This window comes from Bremerella cremea (genome assembly GCF_003335505.1).
GTDB lineage: Bacteria > Planctomycetota > Planctomycetia > Pirellulales > Pirellulaceae > Bremerella > Bremerella cremea_A.
On record NZ_QPEX01000044.1, the window covers coordinates 98,745 to 119,385 of the forward strand.

Sequence of the window (20,641 nt, forward strand, 5' to 3'; positions counted from 1 at the left end):
ACTGTTTACCCAGAAAGACACGCCCCAGCTTCAAAATGTTCTGGAAAGCCGCAGTTATCCAACAAATAAGTAGAACGCTTTTGGTACTCTTGGGGAGTAGGCAATCGTATGCAGCCGCTTGTCCCCGAAGTCGTTTGGCAGAATATTAAACTGGGCAAGATTACTTGCCATAACGATTGAAAGTGGCAGGATTACTTCTGACTCACGAAAGCAGATGAGTGAACCTCCTGTAAATCCGTTTGCTTCTCCGGAGGCTCGTGTCGTCGCGGCCCTGGTTAGCCAGCGGATGTCGTTGGCCTGCCTGATTCCCCTTTGGATGTGGCTTCCATTATCAATAGCAGCCGCTTATTTCGGAACGCCGGCCGATCCGATTTCAGAACTGATAGCCATGGGGATCAATCTACTTTGGCTATGGATTGGCACGGCAATCGGCGCCTTAAGTTACTGGCCACTTCGTTTCGCTACGGTTCTGGGCCTAGGACTTCCCCTTGGGGTTCTGACCTTTTTACTGGGGCCCTATTATTTGCCAGCAGGCGCAGTGATCTATATTCTGGCCAACCTTTGCCTGGGCGCGTTAAGCTGGCGGAGCATTCCCCAGGGACGCTTGACCATTTTGGGCGGGCTTAGCCTTGGTTACGTTGTGGGATCCATCCTATGTCTGGTTGGATCCCTTCCATTGGGAATCGCCGGATCTTTAGCGGGGTACCTTGCCGCTCAGAAGTCGTTACCCCGCGAAGAAGTATAGCCAGTGATTAGGCAGCTCGTCGCATCGGAGCAGCCGGGGCCATGGCTTCGATTTGAGCCATGGTGTACCGCCCAAAGCTTAAATTGCCCTTAGCATCGGGCACTTCCCACAGCACCAAGCTCTTTTCGTTCAGCATCCGAGGTATCCACGTAATGGCCTGGCGAACGCTGTCGGCGTCTTGATCTGCCGAGATGATCAGCAGTTGCACATCCCGAAAAACGTTGGCCACTCGCGGCAGCGCCATGGCAGCATCGCCTGGCACCAGTTGAACTTTTGCGCCGCTAGCGTTGAGGGTCTTGTGGGCGGCTTTCAAAGGCATGCCGTCTCCTTTAGGCCGACCTTCGAACATATCGATCCCTAGGAACTCGATACGCTGATCTTCAGCGTAAAGCTGGCTGAACTGGATGATCTCTTGGGCGCGTTTGACGCTGCCCAAACCGATCTCGGCAATCTTAACGACCGGAGCATGTTGGCGAATCCAAGAATAGATTTCGCGCTGGTGAACCGGCTTCGAAAACCACGACTTCAGCAAATATTGCAGAACACGACCGGCAGCCAATTTTGATTCCCTTCAAAACGACGACCCAGAATGGATGGTATAGATACCCACGTCTCTTCGGCAGAAAACACCACTCGCCCGTAGTTTTTCCCCACTTCTCATAAAAGCTCTTGCCTGCTCGCATCAAACTTTCAGCAGTTTACCTAACCGGCCCTCCAGCAATTGGCTGAGAGCAGAAAAGTGCTGGCGAGTTCACCAAAATAGCGCAACCCCCAAACGGATGTATTGCAACCGTCATGGTAGGGAATTCGTTCGCCAGGGTATCGCACATATCGTGGAATTGATAAGCTTCGAGGACCCCGAATGTTGCGCAATGCGCCCTGGGTGGCCTGTTTCCATTCTTCGCTGGACGTAGGCCGGATCCCCCTAGTCAATAATTAAAGTGAAGAGTTTCGTTTGTGAAATACGCATCGATCGGTCCCATCTCTACCTATCTACCGGAAAGGATTGAGACCAACCAACAGTTGCAAGCCGAGTTCCCCAGTTGGGACATGGACTTGATCTATCCGAAGACGGGGATCGCAGCCCGGCACATCGCGGCGGAAGATGAATGCGCCTCGGATTTGGGAGTCGCTGCGGCCGAGCGTCTATTTGCCGAACACAATATCGATCCACAATCGATCGACTTTCTCCTGTTTTGCACCCAGACGCCAGACTACCCCTTACCGACCTCGGCCTGCCTAATGCAACAGCGGCTTGGTTTGCGCCTTTCGTGTGGTGCATTGGATTTCAACCTTGGCTGCTCTGGGTTTATTTATGGTCTGTCGCTGGCCGAAGGGCTGATCAGGGCAGGGGTGGCCAAGCGAGTGCTGTTCATCACAGCCGAAACCTATTCAAAATACATCGACCACGACGACCGCAGCTTGCGGACGATCTTTGGCGACGGGGCTGCTGCCACGCTGATTGAAGCCGTTGACGAACCAACCCTGGATGGATTCCAGTTCGGAACCGATGGAAGTGGGGCTGATACGCTGATGGTTACCGACGGCGGCGCTCGTCCAGCGAAAGACGCCCATACACCACGGCATCGCAAACGTTGGAATAGTCGTTTGTACATGGACGGCCCAGCGCTGATTAACTTTACTGTCGGTGCGATACCCCAGTTGGTGAAGAACATTTTCTCAGCAGCCGGCATCCCAAATTCCGACGTCGAACTCTATCTATTCCACCAAGCCACCCGTAAAATGCTGGAGCAGTTGCAGGAAAGCCTGGGAGTCGATTCCAACCGCATGCCGATTGCCTTGGAAAACGTCGGCAATACGGTCTCAGCGACCATTCCGCTTCTCATTCATGATTTGCGAAAACAAGGTCGGCTGCAAAAGGGAGCCAAGCACCTGTTGGTTGGCTTTGGCGTGGGCTGGTCCTGGGGAGGCTGTATCTGGCACGACACGTACGGTAGCGGTGCCTAACGTATCGCGTAGCAACAGAGAGGAGTTCGCGGACGATGGAATCACTCGCTGGCAAATTCTTAATCGCGTCTCCCTATCTCCCTGACCCCAACTTCTTGCGGACTGTGGTGCTGATGGTTCAGCACGATCATGAAGGGGCGTTAGGCTTGGTCCTGACCCGCCCCATCAATCTGACCGTGCAAGAGCTGTGGAAAAACGTCAGCGGCGAGGAAATCTCTGCCGCAGAAGCAGTCTTACAAGGTGGCCCCGTCGAAGGCCCCTTGATGGCGATTCATCAGGAAGAAGCATTAGCCGAGATCGAGATTATCCCTGGCGTCTATTTCGCCAGCCAACGCGAGAACATCGAGCCACTCATTCGTGAAGGCAAACGCCCTTACCGGTTGTTTCTCGGCTATTCGGGCTGGGGCGCTCAGCAGTTAGAAGACGAAATGGAAGTCGGCGGCTGGCTCACGCTGCCGGCCCGCAAAGAGCCGATCTTCGAATCAAACACCGACCTGCTCTGGAAAAGCGTCTCTGGCGAAGTCGGCTCGAACATCATGCGAGAATCGCTCAACCTAAAGAGCATGCCGCAAGATCCGAATATGAACTAAAGAGCGGGTAGTCGATTTACAAAAGTTAAAACGACACCTCTCCCAAGCCCATGCTCATAGGAACACGGGCTTGCCGATCGCCAACGATTAGGCCAGTTCCATCTTGAAGGGTGAGAGGTTTTCGACCCCGGTCTCAGTAACAAGATAGTCGTTTTCTAGTCGCATACCGAAACGGAGGCGTTCGTCGTAGAGGCCTGGTTCACAGGTAAAGACATCGCCGACGGCGAATGTGTCGTCCCAGCACGAGTTCAAGTGCGGGGCTTCGTGCGGGTAGAGACCGATACCGTGCCCCAGGTGATGCGGGAACTCGCCGATCGGGGCTGCTTTGAGGATCTCTTGCACTTCGAGGAACAGTTCCTTGCAGCTCTTGCCCGGCTTCACGACTGCTTCAAGATGTGCGAAGACCTTCATGATGTAGGTCCATGCTTCTTGCTGTTCGTCGGTTGGCTTACCGTTCACGGCGATTGCGCGGCTGTTATCGGCAAAGTAGCCACGAAACGCAGGGCCAAGGTCCAAGATATACAACTCGCCATCTTGCGTCCTCCGATCACGAGCCGGGCCCCCCATTTCGCCACTGGCGTAATCGTTGCCAGTACCAGTTAGGGCTTCGCCGTATTGCATGACTGCGGCCGCTTGCAGTTGGTTAAAGACTTCCAGTTCGCTGATGCCAGGGCAGATGATCTCGCGGGCCTTTTCGTACATCTTTTCGGTACCGCTAATCGCCATACGAATCTTCGCGATTTCGTCGGCATCTTTCTTCCGACGCTGGCGGTAAAGCTCCGGTTCGATATCGACCAATTCCGCCGAGAATTGGCTCGAAACATGAACCGGATAGCTGGAGTACTCAACTCCTAAACGCTTCAGTTCGCCTGCTTCACGCAGAATGCCCAGCAAGGCCTGGCTGGATGCGGCGCGTTGATCGTTACGCAAAGTAGACAGCCACTGGGCTTCGTAGGTGCGAACGTCATCCGCTGCTGCCGCTTCTGGGGCTTCGTTCGGCGAGACCAACGCCAAGCGACCATCCGCGAAGAGAACTGCCGCTGGTGAGAATTTCCACTCGTAACGAGGACCGGCTAGCCATTGGACGTGTTCGTTTTGTGTGACCACGATCGCATCTAGCGATTGGTCTTCCAATGCTTTGAGCAGGCGTTGTTGACGGCTACGGCACGCTTCGACGTTGATTCCCAGCATGAGAGTTCTCCCTATACGATAGTCAGGTGGGGCGAGCATAGGTGCGCTCCCCCCAACCTAGCACTAGCTGCCCGCGCTGAGAAGCCCCGCTAGGCAGGCGATAGCAAGCGCGCATAAGAAGAGCCGCCCCCGGGAAGGCGCGGCTCTTCGTTTGATCTTGAGGTTTTCACGCTTCCGTCAAGCGTTTAACCTTCCAGATCGGACTCGACATCCCAGTCGGCGAACAAGTCGTCGACGTTGGTGGAATCGTCTTCAGTGCTAAACGATCGGACGTCTTCAACTGCATCGGCAACCAGCAGGGCACTATCTTCACCCATGAAGTCAGCAACCGCCGAATCGATGTCGTCCATCTGTTGCTGGACTTCCGTTGAGGAAGAAGTGGTGACGCGGATACCGTTGCGAACCAGTTCGTCGAAAACAGCCGGGACGATCATCGACTGGTAGCCAGTGCGGCCACTTACCGTTTCGACATCGACGACCTTGTCGTAGACAAAGCTGATCGGGGCTTCGGTTACGCTTGCTACCGGAGCGTTATCGACGATCATACTGCTTGCCATCTGAGCATGCAGGGCTTCCGTGTGCAGGGCAGCCGTTCCGCTGGCAACCGTGCTTTCGCTGCTCGCCGAAGCGTAAGCCGTTAGCAAAATTTGAACGTCTAGGTCCGAGATCGTCTTGCGAACGCCTGGATCCAAGGTGTCGTTCATCACGTCGCCAGGATTCTCGGTTTCGTCCAAGTGGAAACCATAGTCATCCAAGGTTGCAACGAAGTCTGCTCCCATGAAGACCTTGCCACCGTTGTAGTCGGTAACAATATTGTCGGCGAAACCACTGTAGTGGGCCATGAAGCCGTACAAGTGACCAAGTTCGTGCAAGATCACCGTGTACAGGTCGTACTGGCCTTCAGCCGGTCCGCCGGCCAGATCAGACGACCATCCTAAACCGGCACCATCGTCATCGAGGGTCAGAATACCGTAAGAAGGCAGGCCATTTTCGTCGACGGCTACCAGTTGAGCTTCACCCAACTGAGCATCGCCGTAGTCGGTAACAACCAGCTTCACATCGATTGGCTCTTCCAAGCCCAGCGAAGTTTGCCAGTCGGTCAGGGCTTGGTTGAAGACGTCTTCGACGGAATTTGGACCGTCGAGTTCAATCTTGCGACCAACCCACGACTGAGTGAAGGTTTCGGGATAGACGAGGCTGGCAGCTTGATCTTTCCCCTTACCAAAGTTTTGGGCAAAGTAGCTGAAGTCGGACAAGCCAACCGAGCCGTTGTTATCGAAGTCTAACGCGGCCACCAGGGCATCGTTGCTGTGAAGCGACGACTTACCGAAAGCTTGAACGAACTGAGAGAAGTCCGCCAAGCCGATTCGACCATCGTTGTTCACGTCGAAGGCAACACCCCAGACATCAACATCAGCCACATCGGTCGAGACTTCAGTCATCCCAACGCCGGTGAGCCCCAGCGAAACGTTCTCGGCAACCAAGCCAAGCGATTCACTGTGATAGTCGTCTAAGGTAACGTCGACCCCATTGGTCGGCAGCGACTCGAGCTTGACACGTCCGAGCAGAACGAAGGCTCCCTTGCCTAGGGTGCTCGATTCCGAGGCACTTCCCAGTCCCACGATCTTGCCGTTGGCCGTATCGATGGTCCCGGTTTGGTTGAGGCCCATCGAAGGAGCGTACTCGATAGCCGTGGCGGTGAACAAATCGGAGTTATACGCCAGGTCGAGCGATCCACCGTAAACGCCCAAAGCGTCTGCCGTGTTGCCCCAAACTTCTACCCACAGCGTGTCCCATTCGGAGGCCCACTGGGCGTCCTGAGGCAGTTCCGAGACTTGGCCATTGGTGTCTAGCTGAGTGCGGCTCTTGTTGACCGTGACAAACACGCCAGAACCATCTTCCAGAGGCTGATTGTCTTGTTTGAAGACCGAACCACTGAGGTTTGCCCCACCGTTGATCTCGGCCACAATCGTGGCGTTGAGCAGCAGGTTGAGGTCTCGGGTGATTTGCCCCTGAACCGGCAAGACTTCGTCCAGCAAGATACGCTTTAGGTCAAGCGTCAGGGTAAAGCCACCCACGCCATCGCCTACCAGCATCGAATTTTCAGCACCGCGGCTAACAACCGATTTGCTTGCCAACGAATGTCGTACCGACTGATTCACACCGAAGGAATCAATGAAGACATTGATGTCGGCGAAGCCTGAGCCATATTCTAGGTCAATCCCTTGCGAATTAAACGTCGCTCCACCGCTCGAAGCGTTGCCGGTCAAGTTGATGACCTGAGAACTGGAAGTTCGCAGGATGGTCTCACGAATAGCAACCTTGGTGGTGCTGGAACTATCGCTAGTAACCACGCCAAAGTTAGCCGGGTCTGGATTAGCCGAATCAGGATTGCCACCAGCCGTATTCGGCTCACCAGGGGAATAGGAACCAGAGTCAGCAAAGATCAGTTCGCTGCCAATGATCTCCATGGAGGTTGGATTAGCAGCGTCCCCAGTAAAGATGACAAACAACTTCCCGCTAACGCTAGTCGTTTCACCCCCTAGCGACTGGGCGGCGATCGAGTTGCCATCGATCGTGCTGCCGTTGGTTCCCACCAGCAACGAGGCCAAGCTGTCTCCGGAAGAAATCGTAAACGTCGTGGCATCGACAATCTCGACACCCGGCGATTCGATGTTCGCCTGAGCTGCGATGACATCTTGCTGAATATCGCTATGACGCGGTACAGGATCGCCCTGAGCTGGAGCCGGGCTCACTTCGTTGGCATCAGCCGCATTCGGCACGATCGAAGTGTTTGCGTCAGAGTAGTCGATCGACAACAGATCGTTGACCGTCATTCCTGAAGTGCTCACACCGTCCCGAGCGGTCAAAGTGACATAGCCCAAGCGGACGTATTCACCTTTGTTACCATCGGAGGCAACACCGCTTGGCAGCTCATCGAAGCCAAAGAAAGCACTAAAGTTCGTGATTTGCCCGGTTGTGTTATCGACGGTGATTGGCTCGGAGCTGCCTCCACCCAATTTCAGGGGAGCAGCCACATTGTCTGCCGATGTCGTTAATAGGGTCGAATTGAAGAGCAGGGCCAGGTTGACGATCGAGAACCCTTCGATATACGAATTGCCTGGGGTGACGTCGTCTTGACCGACTAATGTCGTTCCCCAGATTTCAACCGTGAAGGTTTGACCGTCGGCGATTCGATTAATTGCCCCTGGGAGTTGACCTTCGCTAATGCCAGCGAAGGCCTGACTCGAATCGGTTGGGCTGGAAACCGGAATCAGCTTGAAGTCGACGGCCTTTTGGTTGGTTACCGAAACGCCCACTTCCAGCGGAGCATCTGCGGTAAGCATGCCGCTGGCTGTTTCCTGGGCAACCAACTGAATGGTAAACGGTGCCCGGTTCTGAGCGACACCGTAGTGGACAAACACGATCGTCAGTTCGTCGGTCGCGTTGTCGTAGTTGATGCTGCTGACGTAGTCCAACGCTTCGATAGCGGCCTTATTGGCGATCGACAGCGTCAGAGCATCTCCTTCCGGATCGGTAAATTGACCGCGGAAGTTGTACGTTGCATTGCTGTAAACCTTGGTGTAGTAGTCATCGCCAACCGTCCCGATTTCAGTTGCGGTCAGATTGCTTTCATCAACAACCGGCAAGTCGAACGCGGCACCGGTTAAGACAGGCGCTTCGTTGACGTCGCCAATGTTGATGGTGAACGTCTTGGTATCGGAAAGCAGGTTCGAGCCTGGTGTTGGACCACCGTTGTCAGTGACTTGAACTTGCAGCGTGTAAGACGAGTTGGTTTCGAAGTCGATCTGGGAAGCATCGGCAACGGTGATGTTGCCCCCAGCGTCGATTGCGAAGACACCTTGGCCAGTACCACCGGTGATTTGATAGCTGAGCGTAGTGTCGTCCGCGTCGGGGTCGGTTGCGGTGACAGTCCCTACCGCAGCTCCGTTGGCGGTGTCCTCATTGATACCGAATTCCAGCGTGCCGTTGGTGATCGTCGGTGCTTCGTTCAGGTCGTTCAGCGTAACCGTAACCAGCATGTCGGTTTCGTTGGCCGCTTCATCAATGGCGGTCACCGTAAAGCTGAGCGTGGAGTTCGCTTCATAATTCAAAGCAGCTGCATTAGCGATGATGATTTCGCCAGTCGTTGCGTTGATTGCGAAGGTCCCACTTGGGTCATTAATCGCGTAGGTAACGTTTTCACCATCCGGGTCGGTCGCAGATACGGTTTGTACTACGGTCGAGCTGGCAGCCGTATTCTCATCGAGTGAGAAGTCGTAGCTGGCTTGGTCGAAGACAGCCGGTGGGTTCTTGAAGACACGAATCGTCAACACGAAACCACTGCTGAAACCAAGATCGGTATTCGAGTCGAGTTCGCCGTCGCTGTAGTCGAACACCAACTCGAAGGTCATTTCATCTTCGGTGAAATCGACTTGCTTAATGCTGGTGATGCTGCCGTCGCTGGCCAGGGCGAAGTATTCTTCACCTGAAGCTCCTGTGGTTCGCTGCGAGTAGGTGATCGTGTCACCTTCTGGATCGGCTACCGTCAGCACTTCGGAAATATTTCCGAGGTCAGTCAGATCGTCCGAATCGGCACCGTCGACAAAGCGGTAGCGAACGTCGAAGCTATCGGTTGGCGAAACGTAGATCGGCAGTTCGTCCTGAGGAACAATGTCGATGTTGAGGTTACCGCTAACACTGCTGTTGCTTTCGCCACTACCATCGTTGGCAGTGATGGTCAGGGTGACGCTATCTGGATCGATTCCTTCTGCGTTGAGCAACGTTGGATCGAGAACGGTAATGATCCCGGTGTTCGGGTCGATGGTGAACGCACCAGAAATATCCGTGCTGGTCCCAGTAACCACGGCGGAATCGAGCGTGTAAGTCAGCGTATCGCCCAGGTCGGCATCGGCAAACGCGGTGCTGGCATCGAAGACCACCGTGCCAGCTTCCGTACCGAACGAGACACTAGGATCCTTAGCAACGTATTCGTCGAGCGACAAAGTACCAGGATCGGTGAAAGTCGGCGTGTCGTTGCGATCAGCAACGGTGATTTCGAGGGTCTGAGTAGAGAAACCACCCAAAGCGTCGGTTACCACCAAGTCAATGGTGAAAGTGCCGTTGGATGCACCGTGCTGATTGACGTAGTTGAAGTTCAGGTTCGTCGGATCAGCGACGACAACCGTCCAGTTGCCATTTACTTCGGCGACCGAGAAGAGGGCGGCCAAGGCGGTGTCTGGATTTGCGACACTCGGGGCTACTGAGAAGACCAGAGGATTGTCACCTTCCAGGTCCGTGGCAGTCAGCACAAGCGTATCGTCGATCGGATCGCCAGAGTTCAGGACCACGTCGTCCACCAGGTTCTCGTCCACGCTAACGGTGGTACCAGGGGCAGGCGAAGTGAATTCCGGTGGCGAGTTTTCGACGACCTTGAAGGTTATGCTAATGGTCTTCGAGTCGATGCCGTCCGACACCAAGACGTTGTTAAGAACGATTTCCAATTCACCCTCAGTCAGATCACCCGCCGTAACGGCTTGGTCCAAAATCAGGTTGCCAGCGGAATCGATATGGAAGAACGCGTTGCCACTACTGTCGGTGTAGGTCAGCGTTTGCATTTCCGGATCGACCAAGCCGACCACTTTAACGGTGTTGCCAACTTCACCAGCTTCGTCTACCAAAGTCCAGCGAACCAAACCCAAGTTGAGCGTATCGCCTGGGACGGTTGGCAATTCGTTGACGTTGGTCAAATCGATGGTGACCGTGGTGGTCGTCGTCTTTTGCGTACCGACTTCTCCGGCACCATCACCGTCCAAGTTGTCGGTCACGGTGACGTTCAGCGTGAAGCTGTTGGTGGTACTTTCAAAGTCGAAGACCGAGTTATCCTTGACGGTAATTTCGCCCGTCGTTGGATCGATTTGGAAGTAGTTGGCTCCGGTTCCGCCACTGATGCCGTAAGTGAGATCGCCTGCCGAGCTATCATCGGCATCGACGTCGGTAGCTGCTACCGTACCAACCGAATCATCGATGGCGGCGTCTTCGGGCAGCGTGAACGAGATTGGCTCGCCCACGAATTCAGGCGCTTCGTTCGCGTCCAGAATATTGATAGTGACGCTAGTAGTCTTAGTAACCGCAGCACCCACTTCGCCCGCTCCGTCGCCATCGAGGTTATCGGTTACGGTGACATTCAGCGTGTAAGAAGTGGTGGTCTCGAAGTCGAGCGTTGAGGCACCCAAGGCGGTAATGGTGATTTCACCGGTCGTTGGGTCAATGGCGAACAGGCCATCGCCCGTTCCTCCCGTAGCCAAGCCGAAGGTCAAATCGCCAGCCGTCGAATCGTCGGCGTCGACGTCCGTAGCACTGATCGTTCCTACGACCCCATTTTCGCCGGCGTCTTCAGCAACGCTGAGCGTGATCGGTTCACCTACGAATTCAGGATCTTCATTGACGTCGATCAGGTTGATGGTGATGGTCTTGGTGACCGTGTTCACCTGGCCAACTTCACCGCCGCTGAGCGAATCGGTAAGGGTGACGTCCAAGGTGTAGCTATTGGTGGTTTCAAAATCGAGAACCGCCCCACTGGCAACCGTGATCGCCCCTGTGGCCGAGTCGATTGCGAACAATCCATCGCCACTTCCACCGCTAATGCCGTAGGTCAGCGAGGTGTCGTCCGCATCGACGTCCGAACCAGTCACTGTGCCGACGCTGGTGGAAGCCGCCGAGTTTTCCTCGACACTGAAGGTGTACGTTTGCTGATCGAAGGTCGGCTCTTCGTTCACGTCGTTCAGGTTGATGGTCACCGTTTGAGTGGTAGCCAAGCCTTCGCCGCCAGCACCGTCACCATAGCTGTCGGTAACTTGAATAGTGAGCGTGAAGGACGTTTTGTCTTCGTAGTTCAGCTTGGTGCTATCGCCAACCGTGATCACTCCGGTAGAAGCGTTGATCACGAACGCACCTTCGTAGCCCGAATCAATCCCGGTAATCGCGTAGCTCAGCACGTCACCGGTATCGTTACCGCTGGCCGAAACGTTACCAACCGTCGTGCCATTGGCACTGTTTTCATCGACCGAGAAGAGCTGACCAGCATCAATCGATGGAGCCGTGTTGCGGTACACAACGAAGACAGCCGAGCTTTGGTTGCCAGCGGCATCGGTCGCCCGGAAAGTGAAGTTATTGATATCGAAGTCGAGATCAACATTGTCAGACAAGGTGAAGCTGAAGTTCCCTGAAGCGTCGGCAGTTGTCGTCGCAATCACAGCCGAGTTCAAGTCGAGCAGTTCAACAATCGCATTTGCTTCAGACGTACCGGTGAACGTTGCCTGGCTTTGATCGGTCAGGTTCGGGTTCGTCGTGGCGTTGCCCAGCGTCAAGTTGGTGAACGACGCAGGATTGATCGTGTCGATCGTGATGATCAAGCCGGTCGAGATTGAACTCACGTTCCCAGCCGCATCGGTCGATGTGGCAGTGATCGTGTGGTTGCCTTCTGCCAAACCAACGGTTGGGGTGATGGTTGCCACGCCAGATTCATTGGCGACAACCGTTCCCAATACGCCGGCACTGCTGGAACTGAAGGTCACTCGCGTGCCAGCTTCCGCCGTCACTGAAATCGTGGGGGTGGTATCGTTGGTGATATTGTCGGTATTAGAGGTACCGGAATCGCTTTCGGCAGCCAGATCGACACCAGTCGGAGCATTCGGAGCTGTCGTGTCGAACTGGAAGACCAACGAGAACGGCGTGATGCTGGTGTTGCCCAGTTCATCTTCGGTCTCGATCGTCAGGGTATGCGAACCACTATCAACAACCGAAGATCCGAGAAGAGCATCCAGATCGGCAATGCTCAGTCCGAAGGTGATTTCGTTGTCGCCAACGGTAATCGCGTTAATGCTGGGAGCAGCGGCCAGATCGATCGAGGTTGCTTTCCCGTCGATCTTGACGATCGCCTTGGTGATCTTGCTGAAGTCGGTGATGGTACCAACGATAGCACTGTTGTCGCCATTGCCATCAATGTCGTTGGTGATGTTGTCGGTGGCAGAGATACCGGTGTCGACGGCGACCTTGGCCGTTGCAACCGGTGCTTCGTTGTCGCCAATTAAATCGAGTACGACCCCAGGCTGCCCCATGGCCGATTCCATATAGCTGAGCTCGAATCCTTCCACGATCCCGTTGAAGTTAGCATCGAAACCAGGATCGTACTGCGGCTGATTGAAGTCGATGCCCCAGACCGTTTGGAAGTAAGCAGCCGTGTTGTGGTTGCCTGCTCCTCGTGCTTGCAACTCGGCGGCAACCGCTTCGTAGTATTCCTGTTCCGTTACCATCTGGTCCGCATCGGTCGAACCAAATTGCATGATCTCTGCGATGAAACCACCGGATCCAGAACCACCTACTTGGATGGTAAAGTTATCCCCCCCGTTCACTTGAAACAGGATGTAGCTGTCGCTCGTCCCCTCGATGTCCCCCATGGCCTGCAACAGCGGTACATGGTTGGCTGGATTCGTGCGATCGGTGTCTTGAATAAAGACCAACGGCACGTCGGGGTTCAGGTTTCCACTAGTTCCCTTGATCCGCAAGGCCACAATCGAGCTGCCAGAGGCAGCATCGACTTCCAATTGGAGGTCACGGGTTTCTCCCGGTGAGCCAATCTCCAGATTGTCGACAAAGTCGAGGGTATTCGCGGCGAGCAGATCGCGGATTTCCAAAGATTCCAACCGCATAGCTCGATTGTCGCGGACGGAATTTCGCGACTTCTTAGGAGCGATCAGATTTTTACGAACGGATTTGATGTTCTTCATGCTTTGCACCAACGGCCAGTCTATGTTCCCGGGGAATGGTCGGTTTGCAGTTCAGTCAGGGGAGCGAGATTGATGAGACTAGGTAAACGAGGAGAGCCCAGTCCTTTGACTCGAATAATTCTGAACAGATACTCCACCTGGGTTAGAGAGGAGTTCCTGTTTCAGGTAGTTCCATTAAAATCAGGGGTTGCGGCAAATTCAACGAATTACTAGAGCCTTCGTTACCTATTCTCGCCATTTTACCCAAGTGTCGCGGAAATTTTAAGCTAACCCATATATTCGCAACGCTTTAAGTGCTCGCCGATCTCACAGAAATACACCGTAAACGACTACTATCAAAGCACTTACGAAACACCCTCTTAAAACAGCCAAATTTTGCCGCTCTAAGCCCCCCACTAGAAAAAAAGGGCTGGTTCTATCAAACGTGCTGGTTATGGGTGCAGAAATTCTGGCGTCACACCGCAAATGCTCGGTGATCCGCAAGGTTAACCTCGCCCATTTAGAGTATCTGGTTCCCCAAAGACTCCCTAAATAGCAAACTCGCCAGATAGCAGTTTGGACGCTTAACGTCAAAATAGAGAAGCACGGCAATCTATTCCGATTCTATTGTGCTAAACCTAGTGATATCCGTCACTTCCGTCAAACTTTTAGCAGCTCGGAAACCGAATCCAATACGGAAAACGTGATTGTTCGTGGGAATGCGACCAGCAGGTCAAGTCCTCGCGAACAGTTACTACCGACACTAAATCAAACGTTGTACTTACCTTGCTGTGATCTCTCTTGCGGAGATTGGCTCGAGTACAAGGAATGGGACTTATGCTCCGTCGACTGACGACTGCAACCTTGGCGATAAGCGGCCTTCTAGCAAGCTTCACTACGACCTTGCTAAATGCCCAAGACTTGGTTCGTGAAGCTCCGACTGCGTCAACCTGGTTAACGGATCAGGATCAATACCCAGCGCTGAATCAGGATCCATACTACACGTCCTTTAGTGACGAAGCCGCAGAAGCGGTTGAGATCCAGATGGCAAATTGCGATTCCTGCGAGACCGGAGCATCTGGCTCAGGCTCTTGTTTTGGCAAATGCGGTAAAGGGAGCTGGTTTTTCGACGGTTGGCTCGATCAAGGCTATACGGCAAACGCCGACCATCCTGCTAGCAATTTCAACGGACCGCTTGGCTTCAATGATCGGGCCGATGACTATCAGATGAACCAACTGTATCTCTCGTTCGGCAAGAATGTTGCTGACGATAGCTGCGGCTGGGACTATGGTTTCCGCACCGACGTGCTGTATGGCTCGGATTACTTCTTTCTGGAATCCAACGGCTTGGAACGTCACGACAACGGAACCCGACACTGGAACGGGACCGGCCCACGCCAGAACAACTCCCGAGCACTTTACGGCTTAGCACTTCCCCAAGCTTACGGAGAAGTTTTCGTTCCGGTTGGCTCTGGGCTGAAAGTAAAGATGGGGCACTTCTACTCCATCATGGGGTACGAGTCGGCGATGGCTCCGGAGAACTTCTTCTATTCGCACAGCTATACCTATGTTTATGGCAACCCTAAGACGAACACTGGTTTCCTCACGACTTATAGTCCAACCACTTGTTTGACGCTGCAAGCGGGCATGACCAACGGCTGGGATAACTTCGACAATATCAACGGATCCTATGGCTTTACGTTTGGTGCCCAATGGAAGAACGACGTTTCCAGCTTGTCGTATGCCATGCACAACGGCAACGAAGACCCTAATGGGGATCAAAATCGATATAGCCACACGATCGTCTACACCCGCAAGATGGGATCGCGTTGGAACTACACGTTCGAGCATGACTTTGGCGTTCAGCAGGATGCGTTCCTCGACAGTTCGTTCATGAACGCGAATGCCTACTATTACAGCATCACCAATTACCTGTATTACCAATGGTCGAACGAACTCTCGTTCGGTGGCCGCTTCGAGTGGTTCTGCGACGAAGATAACTGGCGAATTCAACAAGCACCGGTCCAATTACTTTTCACCGGTCGTAACTACTACGACATCACGCTGGGTGCCAACTGGCGGCCAAGCAAGAATGTGCTGATTCGCCCGGAAGTACGCTACGACTGGTCCGATCTCAACCCGCTGGGCACGACCGGCGTGTATGACGACTTCACTAAGGACGACATGTACACGTTTGCCCTGGACGTGGTGTTCTCCTTCTAAGCTCGCCTCTGGTTCCTGCTGCCACTGCCATCATTCCGCCGCTATCAGACAAAACGGCGGAATCGCGCAAATCGGACTAATTGGATCAATCTATCCAGTTTGAATGACCGATACGATTCATACGATTTAAAGAATCGCCCCCCAGGGTTTGCGCGGAACAGCAACCGGCAGTAAGAAATCATGAAGCAATTACACATTACTCATGCTTTGGCATGGACGGTCGTATTGGGATTTTTCAATGGGTCGGCATTGCAGGCCCAAACGAAAGCCCCAGTTCGGGTAGTACGAGCTAACGCAGTAGCCCCGGCCAAACCGGAGGTGATGCCTGTTTCTGCAATCACAAGCGAACCAATTGTTGAAACGTTCGATCCCGAATCTATCACCAGCACCGATGCCTTGGGCTTCGAGCAGGCAGACTGCGCGAGTTGTGGTAGCTGCTTCGATGATATCTGCTGCTCGCCGTGGTTTTACAACGGCTGGCTAGAACAAGGCTTCACTGGAAATCCTAATTCCGATGGTGGAGCCAACGGACCAGCGGGCACCAACGGGCCTTTGATTTTCAACGATCAGGCCAACGAATACATGCTCAACCAGTTGTACACGAGCTTTGGCCGCAAAGTTAGCCGAGATTCCTGCTCCTGGGATATCGGCGGCCGCGTGGATGTGCTGTTCGGTACCGACTATTACTTTGTCCAAGCCACCGGGCTGGAAACACGCGACAACAACTCGCAGCATTGGAATAGTGGCAACGGTCCTCGCAATGCAGGAAATGCAGGCCTTTACGGCTTGGCCTTGCCACAGTTCTATGTGGAAGCCAACGTGCCGTGGGGCAACGGAGTGAATCTGAAAGCAGGTCACTTCTATACCATCATGGGCTACGAGTCGGTCATGGCTCCGGAGAACTTCTTCTACTCGCACTCGTACACAATGCAATATGGCGAGCCGTTCACCCACACCGGCATGCTGGCCAGCTATGCAACTTCGTCTTGCATGACCTGGTACGGTGGGATCGTGCGAGGTTGGAATACTTTTGATCAACCCAACGGCCAAGTCAGCTTCCTGGGTGGCTTCCGCTGGGTGAGCCCGCATGAAGCAACCAAGCTAAACTTCAGTATCCTGACCGGCAGCGAAGATCCCTCTGGCAACAACAATCGCACCACCTACAGCTTGGTCTTCCAACAACAAATCAATCAGTGCTGGACCTACGTGCTGGAACACAACCTCGGCACAGAAGCGAACGCTCGCTTGACAAGTTCTAATACGCTGGCCCAGGCCAACTGGTGCGGCATATCAAACTACTTGTACTACACGGTTGATTCGTGCTTAGACGTCGGAGCTCGTTTCGAGTGGTTCGGCGATCCGGACAATGCCCGCGTCTTTGGTTTGCCGAACGACAATCTCGTCCACGGTGGTAACTACTACGAGCTTACCTTGGGTGCGAACTATCATCCCAACAGTTGGTTCGTGCTGCGGCCAGAACTTCGCTACGACTGGAGCGACATGAGTGCTCCTGGAATCAATGGTGCCTACAACAACGGCACCTCGAAAGATCAGTTCACGCTCGGCTTCGACCTAATCACGGTGTTCTAATGGACACCATGAGCGAGCCTCGCAGGTTATTCGTCGTCGGAAAAGAACTGGTCGACGGCAGCGACATAGAAGGTCTCGTCGAACGCACCAATTTCGCGATCGGTTAAACGTTGGCCTGGCAAAATGGTACTGCTCATGATGCCTTCATCGGTATGCTCAAGCCCAGCCACGTGCCCTAGTTCGTGCAGCAAGACCGAGAGCAAATCGATCCGCCCATTAGCCATCGAATTGGTGATCGCCTGTTGATGGCCGCTATTCCCCGTCGCTTGATACTCCGAAGAATCGAGCGGCGTGCTGTCGACAAACCAACCCCAGCCAGCAGCGTTATCGTCGATGTAAATCATGCTGCCAACCGTTTTGGCCAATTGATTGCCCGGCAGGTCGACAATCTGAAAGGAAACCGCGTTGGTATCCGAGGTCACTTCGGGCGAAATGATATTCTCTGGCAACAGCGAGGTCATCCCTAGGATGTCACTGCGGGACAAGCTTTCCGCCCATGAGCCAGTTGCCGTGTGATTTGTCAAAATGGCATCGCTAATCGCGGCATCCAATACCAATGGCGAAATCTGGTATTTCTTATCCTGGCTCAGAAAATTGGCTCCGAGTGCCAATTGGAAGTAGTCGAAGCCGCTCCCTTTCAAATCACCAGTCAAATCAAAGTCGATGAATTTGGTGGAATTGTAATTTCCATACGCCGCGACAAACTCGCTCAAGTCGCCGAGGTCAACCTTACCGTCATCGTTTAAGTCGTAAATCATCGGCAAGAGCCGCGTTGACGGAGTTGCGTCGGTCGTCGGGGAATCAAGCGTACCAATGCCATTCACCGTGAGCGAGGCATTAGAAACCGAAGTTAAGAACTGAGAAAAGTCCAAGCCTTGCGACACATCAATCACAGGAGCCGCTAGTCCGTTGGCAAAAGGCGTGAAACGAACTCTGCCCAGCAAAACACGTTGATCTGCACCTAAACCTGCGATTGTCGAGGTTGCATTGAGCTTGACGGTACCGTTTGAATTGTTCGTGGAATTACCACCTGCGGCTGAGAAACCAGGGCCAATCACAATCGAGTTGGCACGGTACATTGACGAATCGAAGTTGAGTGTGGCCGAGGCTGCGGTAATCGCATCTCCTCCCGTACCCGACGCGGTCACCCATACTTCAATCCAGAACGAGTCCCATTCTTCGATGATCTGATCACTTTGCGGCAAGTTGGTCACTGCGCCATGATCGTCGACGGAAGTCGCGTCTTTCCCAACGGTAATGGTAAACTGACTAACGTCACGCACATCAACCGAAACCGTCGCCGTGCTTTCTAGACCAGCATCGTTGATCGTGTAGTTGAAGGTATCGGTACCGGTGAAGCCCGTTGGCGGCGTGTACTGGATCTGATCGCCGACCACAACAACCTGACCGCCAGCATTCGTGAAACCGGATGGAAGCACGACAATCACAGGGTCATTCGCTTCGTTTTCCGCACCTTTATCGTCGTTCTTAAGCACCGGCAGCAGCGTGGCCGAGTCACGATCGGCATGGAAGATATCATCAAGCGCTTCCGGAGGATCGTTGATTGCAGCCACCAACAGGGTCACCGTAGCAGGTGCGCTCACCAGGCCATGTTTGTTGGCAATACTGTACTGAAACGAAACCGATCCATTGAAATCGGCTGGCGGAGTATAAGTGACCTCACCAGAAGAAGCATTGTAAGACAATTGGCCCACCGCCGGCGGCGTTACGATTTTAAACGTTTCGTAAGCAAAATCGCCACTCGAATTGCTGTCATTCGCCATGGGATTGAAAACCACCGGAGCATCTTCGGTCAAATGAACGGTATCGTTCACCAAAGTGTTCGGGTTGCCGACGGTAATTACGAGGGCTTGATAATCGACTAAACGATTGCTGAGAATTCCTGCGGCATTCGTCGGACTGTTAATAACAACCCCTTGGTCCGATACCGCTAGTTGCATCGTGTATACCCCTGGCGCCAATCCAACACTAGTGTTGATCTGCACCAGTCCGGTTTGCTGATTTAAAACAAACGACAAATTATTGGGCATGCTGGACAAAGCGGTGTAGACAATCGGGTCGCCATCGACACTGGTTGCATTCAGCTGAAATGAAGTACTTTGTCCTGGCTGCAATGTGATATTGGGGATGTAGGAAAAGAACGGATTGTAGTCGGTATCGTCTGCCTTCGAAGAGACATGAAACGTTCGGCTAATCGTGTTGCCTTGCCCGTCCGAAACAGTAACCGTCACGGTCTCGTTTTCAGAGATCCCCTCTGGTAGCTTGATTCGCAAGACTCCATTCTCGGTGTCGGTAAATACCGAGACTTTGTCGACAATCACATCCCAGATGGGGACACTACCGTTGGTGTAAGTATTGCTGATCGACTCTCGCACACCGTCACCCTCGGTGAGAAAACCGAAGACAGGATGATTGAAGTCGAGATACGATTGATCCCCTTCGGTAATGTAAAACTGCGACGTACCGGTATCGTCGAAAGCAGTCTTAGCTAAGGCCAACATACCGCTTTGATTGTGGCGCAAATCAGGATCGAAGGCGTCCCAAAGCTGCGAAGGAGACGAATTATCGGTCACCTGTCCGGTTTGAATCATGAAGTTATTGATCACACGATGAAAAAGCATCCCATCGTACGCCCCTGACTCGGCAAGTTCGACAATCCGGCTGGTAATGTTGCCAACTTCGTCCTCGAAGAGATGGAACTCCATATCACCGAAACGTACCGTCGAGACTCGCAAGCTGCGGTTGTTCTGCAGAACACTTGTTTCAATCGTCCCGTTCGAGGTGGTCACCGTGTAGGTAAGGTTCTGCCCGGTCGGCGAGTAGCCATCTAACGCGATGTGATACGACTGGCCTGCTTTAAGCTCGAGGTGATCGGGAATTTCAGCGAAGTAAAGAGGTTCGCTTTGGGGAACACTAATACCGGCGGCGTTGATTAGTTCTTCCAGAGTATGAGAATCGCCGGTCAAGCGTACTTCGTTGGCGGTACCCTCATGAAAAACCCAAGTCGGATACGAAGTGATATTCTTTTCGACGCCAATCGAGTTGGTTTGATGCTTGTAGTTCGAGACTTCCACAAATGGAAGATAATACTTCCCCTCGCCAAACTTCTCTTTCATGACGGTGCAATGAGGACACCAATCGGCACCGTACATCTTTGCGCCACTAGCAGCAAATGCTTTGGCGAGGGCGATCATGTCGACGTTTTCGTAAGTCACACCGTTGACCGTCAGCGACTCGCCTTCCAGCGCTAATGCTTGGTTGCCCATACTGGCATCCATCATTTCGCGTGACTCAAGTTGCTGCATCACAGGCTGCCCTTGGCTGGAACGCCGCCCCTTACGGGCCAGGGCAGGGGCCAACTTCAGCGTGCGCGATCTTATGACCATTCCCCAGACGGTTGTCGCTACTAGGCATAGCAATACCACAAAAGCGGCAACAATAGGCAGGCTCAAAGATAACTCGGTCATGGTGCGCATCGACTTTAGGACATGTACGGGGATCTGTTCCGATCGGACGCATCGCAGACTCATTATGGATGAATTCTG

General features: G+C 53.6%; 9 protein-coding genes. 5 read left to right on the forward strand and 4 right to left on the reverse strand.

Going from position 1 to position 20,641, the window contains the following annotated elements; genetic code table 11:
* The first annotated feature begins 214 nt into the window (after positions 1 to 214).
* On the forward strand, positions 215 to 745 hold the full coding sequence (locus tag DTL42_RS20040; RefSeq protein WP_114371360.1) for a hypothetical protein: 531 nt from the start codon (positions 215 to 217) through the stop codon (positions 743 to 745).
* Positions 746 to 752: 7 nt separating this feature from the next.
* On the opposite strand, the gene DTL42_RS20045 is transcribed toward DTL42_RS20040, so the two are convergent.
* Positions 753 to 1,304 carry a hypothetical protein gene (locus tag DTL42_RS20045; RefSeq protein ID WP_114371362.1) on the reverse strand — a complete coding sequence of 184 codons (552 nt, stop codon included), beginning with the start codon at positions 1,302 to 1,304 and terminating at the stop codon, positions 753 to 755.
* Between the two features lie 398 nt (positions 1,305 to 1,702).
* Here DTL42_RS20045 and DTL42_RS20050 point away from each other — a divergent pair, with 398 nt between their 5' ends.
* Both DTL42_RS20050 and DTL42_RS20055 read left to right on the forward strand, forming a co-directional pair.
* The gene (locus DTL42_RS20050) at positions 1,703 to 2,713 is read left to right on the forward strand and encodes a ketoacyl-ACP synthase III (RefSeq protein ID WP_114371364.1); all 1,011 of its coding nucleotides are present in this window, start codon (positions 1,703 to 1,705) and stop codon (positions 2,711 to 2,713) included.
* Positions 2,714 to 2,748: 35 nt separating this feature from the next.
* On the forward strand, positions 2,749 to 3,303 hold the full coding sequence (locus DTL42_RS20055) for a YqgE/AlgH family protein (protein WP_114371368.1): 555 nt from the start codon (positions 2,749 to 2,751) through the stop codon (positions 3,301 to 3,303).
* 87 nt (positions 3,304 to 3,390) lie between these two features.
* On the opposite strand, the gene DTL42_RS20060 is transcribed toward DTL42_RS20055, so the two are convergent.
* Both DTL42_RS20060 and DTL42_RS20065 read right to left on the reverse strand, forming a co-directional pair.
* Positions 3,391 to 4,494 (reverse strand): M24 family metallopeptidase, encoded by a 1,104-nt coding sequence (locus DTL42_RS20060; RefSeq protein ID WP_234824282.1) that lies wholly within the window; start codon positions 4,492 to 4,494, stop codon positions 3,391 to 3,393.
* A 185-nt stretch (positions 4,495 to 4,679) separates the two neighbouring features.
* A complete protein-coding gene (locus tag DTL42_RS20065; protein ID WP_114371375.1) occupies positions 4,680 to 13,283 on the reverse strand; it encodes a cadherin domain-containing protein in 8,604 nt (2,867 codons plus the stop codon).
* Positions 13,284 to 14,099: 816 nt separating this feature from the next.
* Between DTL42_RS20065 and DTL42_RS20070 the strand changes: the two genes are divergently transcribed.
* Both DTL42_RS20070 and DTL42_RS20075 read left to right on the forward strand, forming a co-directional pair.
* The gene (locus DTL42_RS20070) at positions 14,100 to 15,485 is read left to right on the forward strand and encodes a porin (RefSeq protein ID WP_158545486.1); all 1,386 of its coding nucleotides are present in this window, start codon (positions 14,100 to 14,102) and stop codon (positions 15,483 to 15,485) included.
* A 180-nt stretch (positions 15,486 to 15,665) separates the two neighbouring features.
* Entirely contained in the window at positions 15,666 to 17,075 is a 1,410-nt protein-coding gene (locus DTL42_RS20075; RefSeq protein WP_114371380.1) for a porin, read from the forward strand.
* Between the two features lie 26 nt (positions 17,076 to 17,101).
* Here DTL42_RS20075 and DTL42_RS20080 read toward each other — a convergent pair whose 3' ends face one another.
* A complete protein-coding gene (locus tag DTL42_RS20080; protein ID WP_158545487.1) occupies positions 17,102 to 20,563 on the reverse strand; it encodes an Ig-like domain-containing protein in 3,462 nt (1,153 codons plus the stop codon).
* Positions 20,564 to 20,641: the final 78 nt, after the last annotated feature.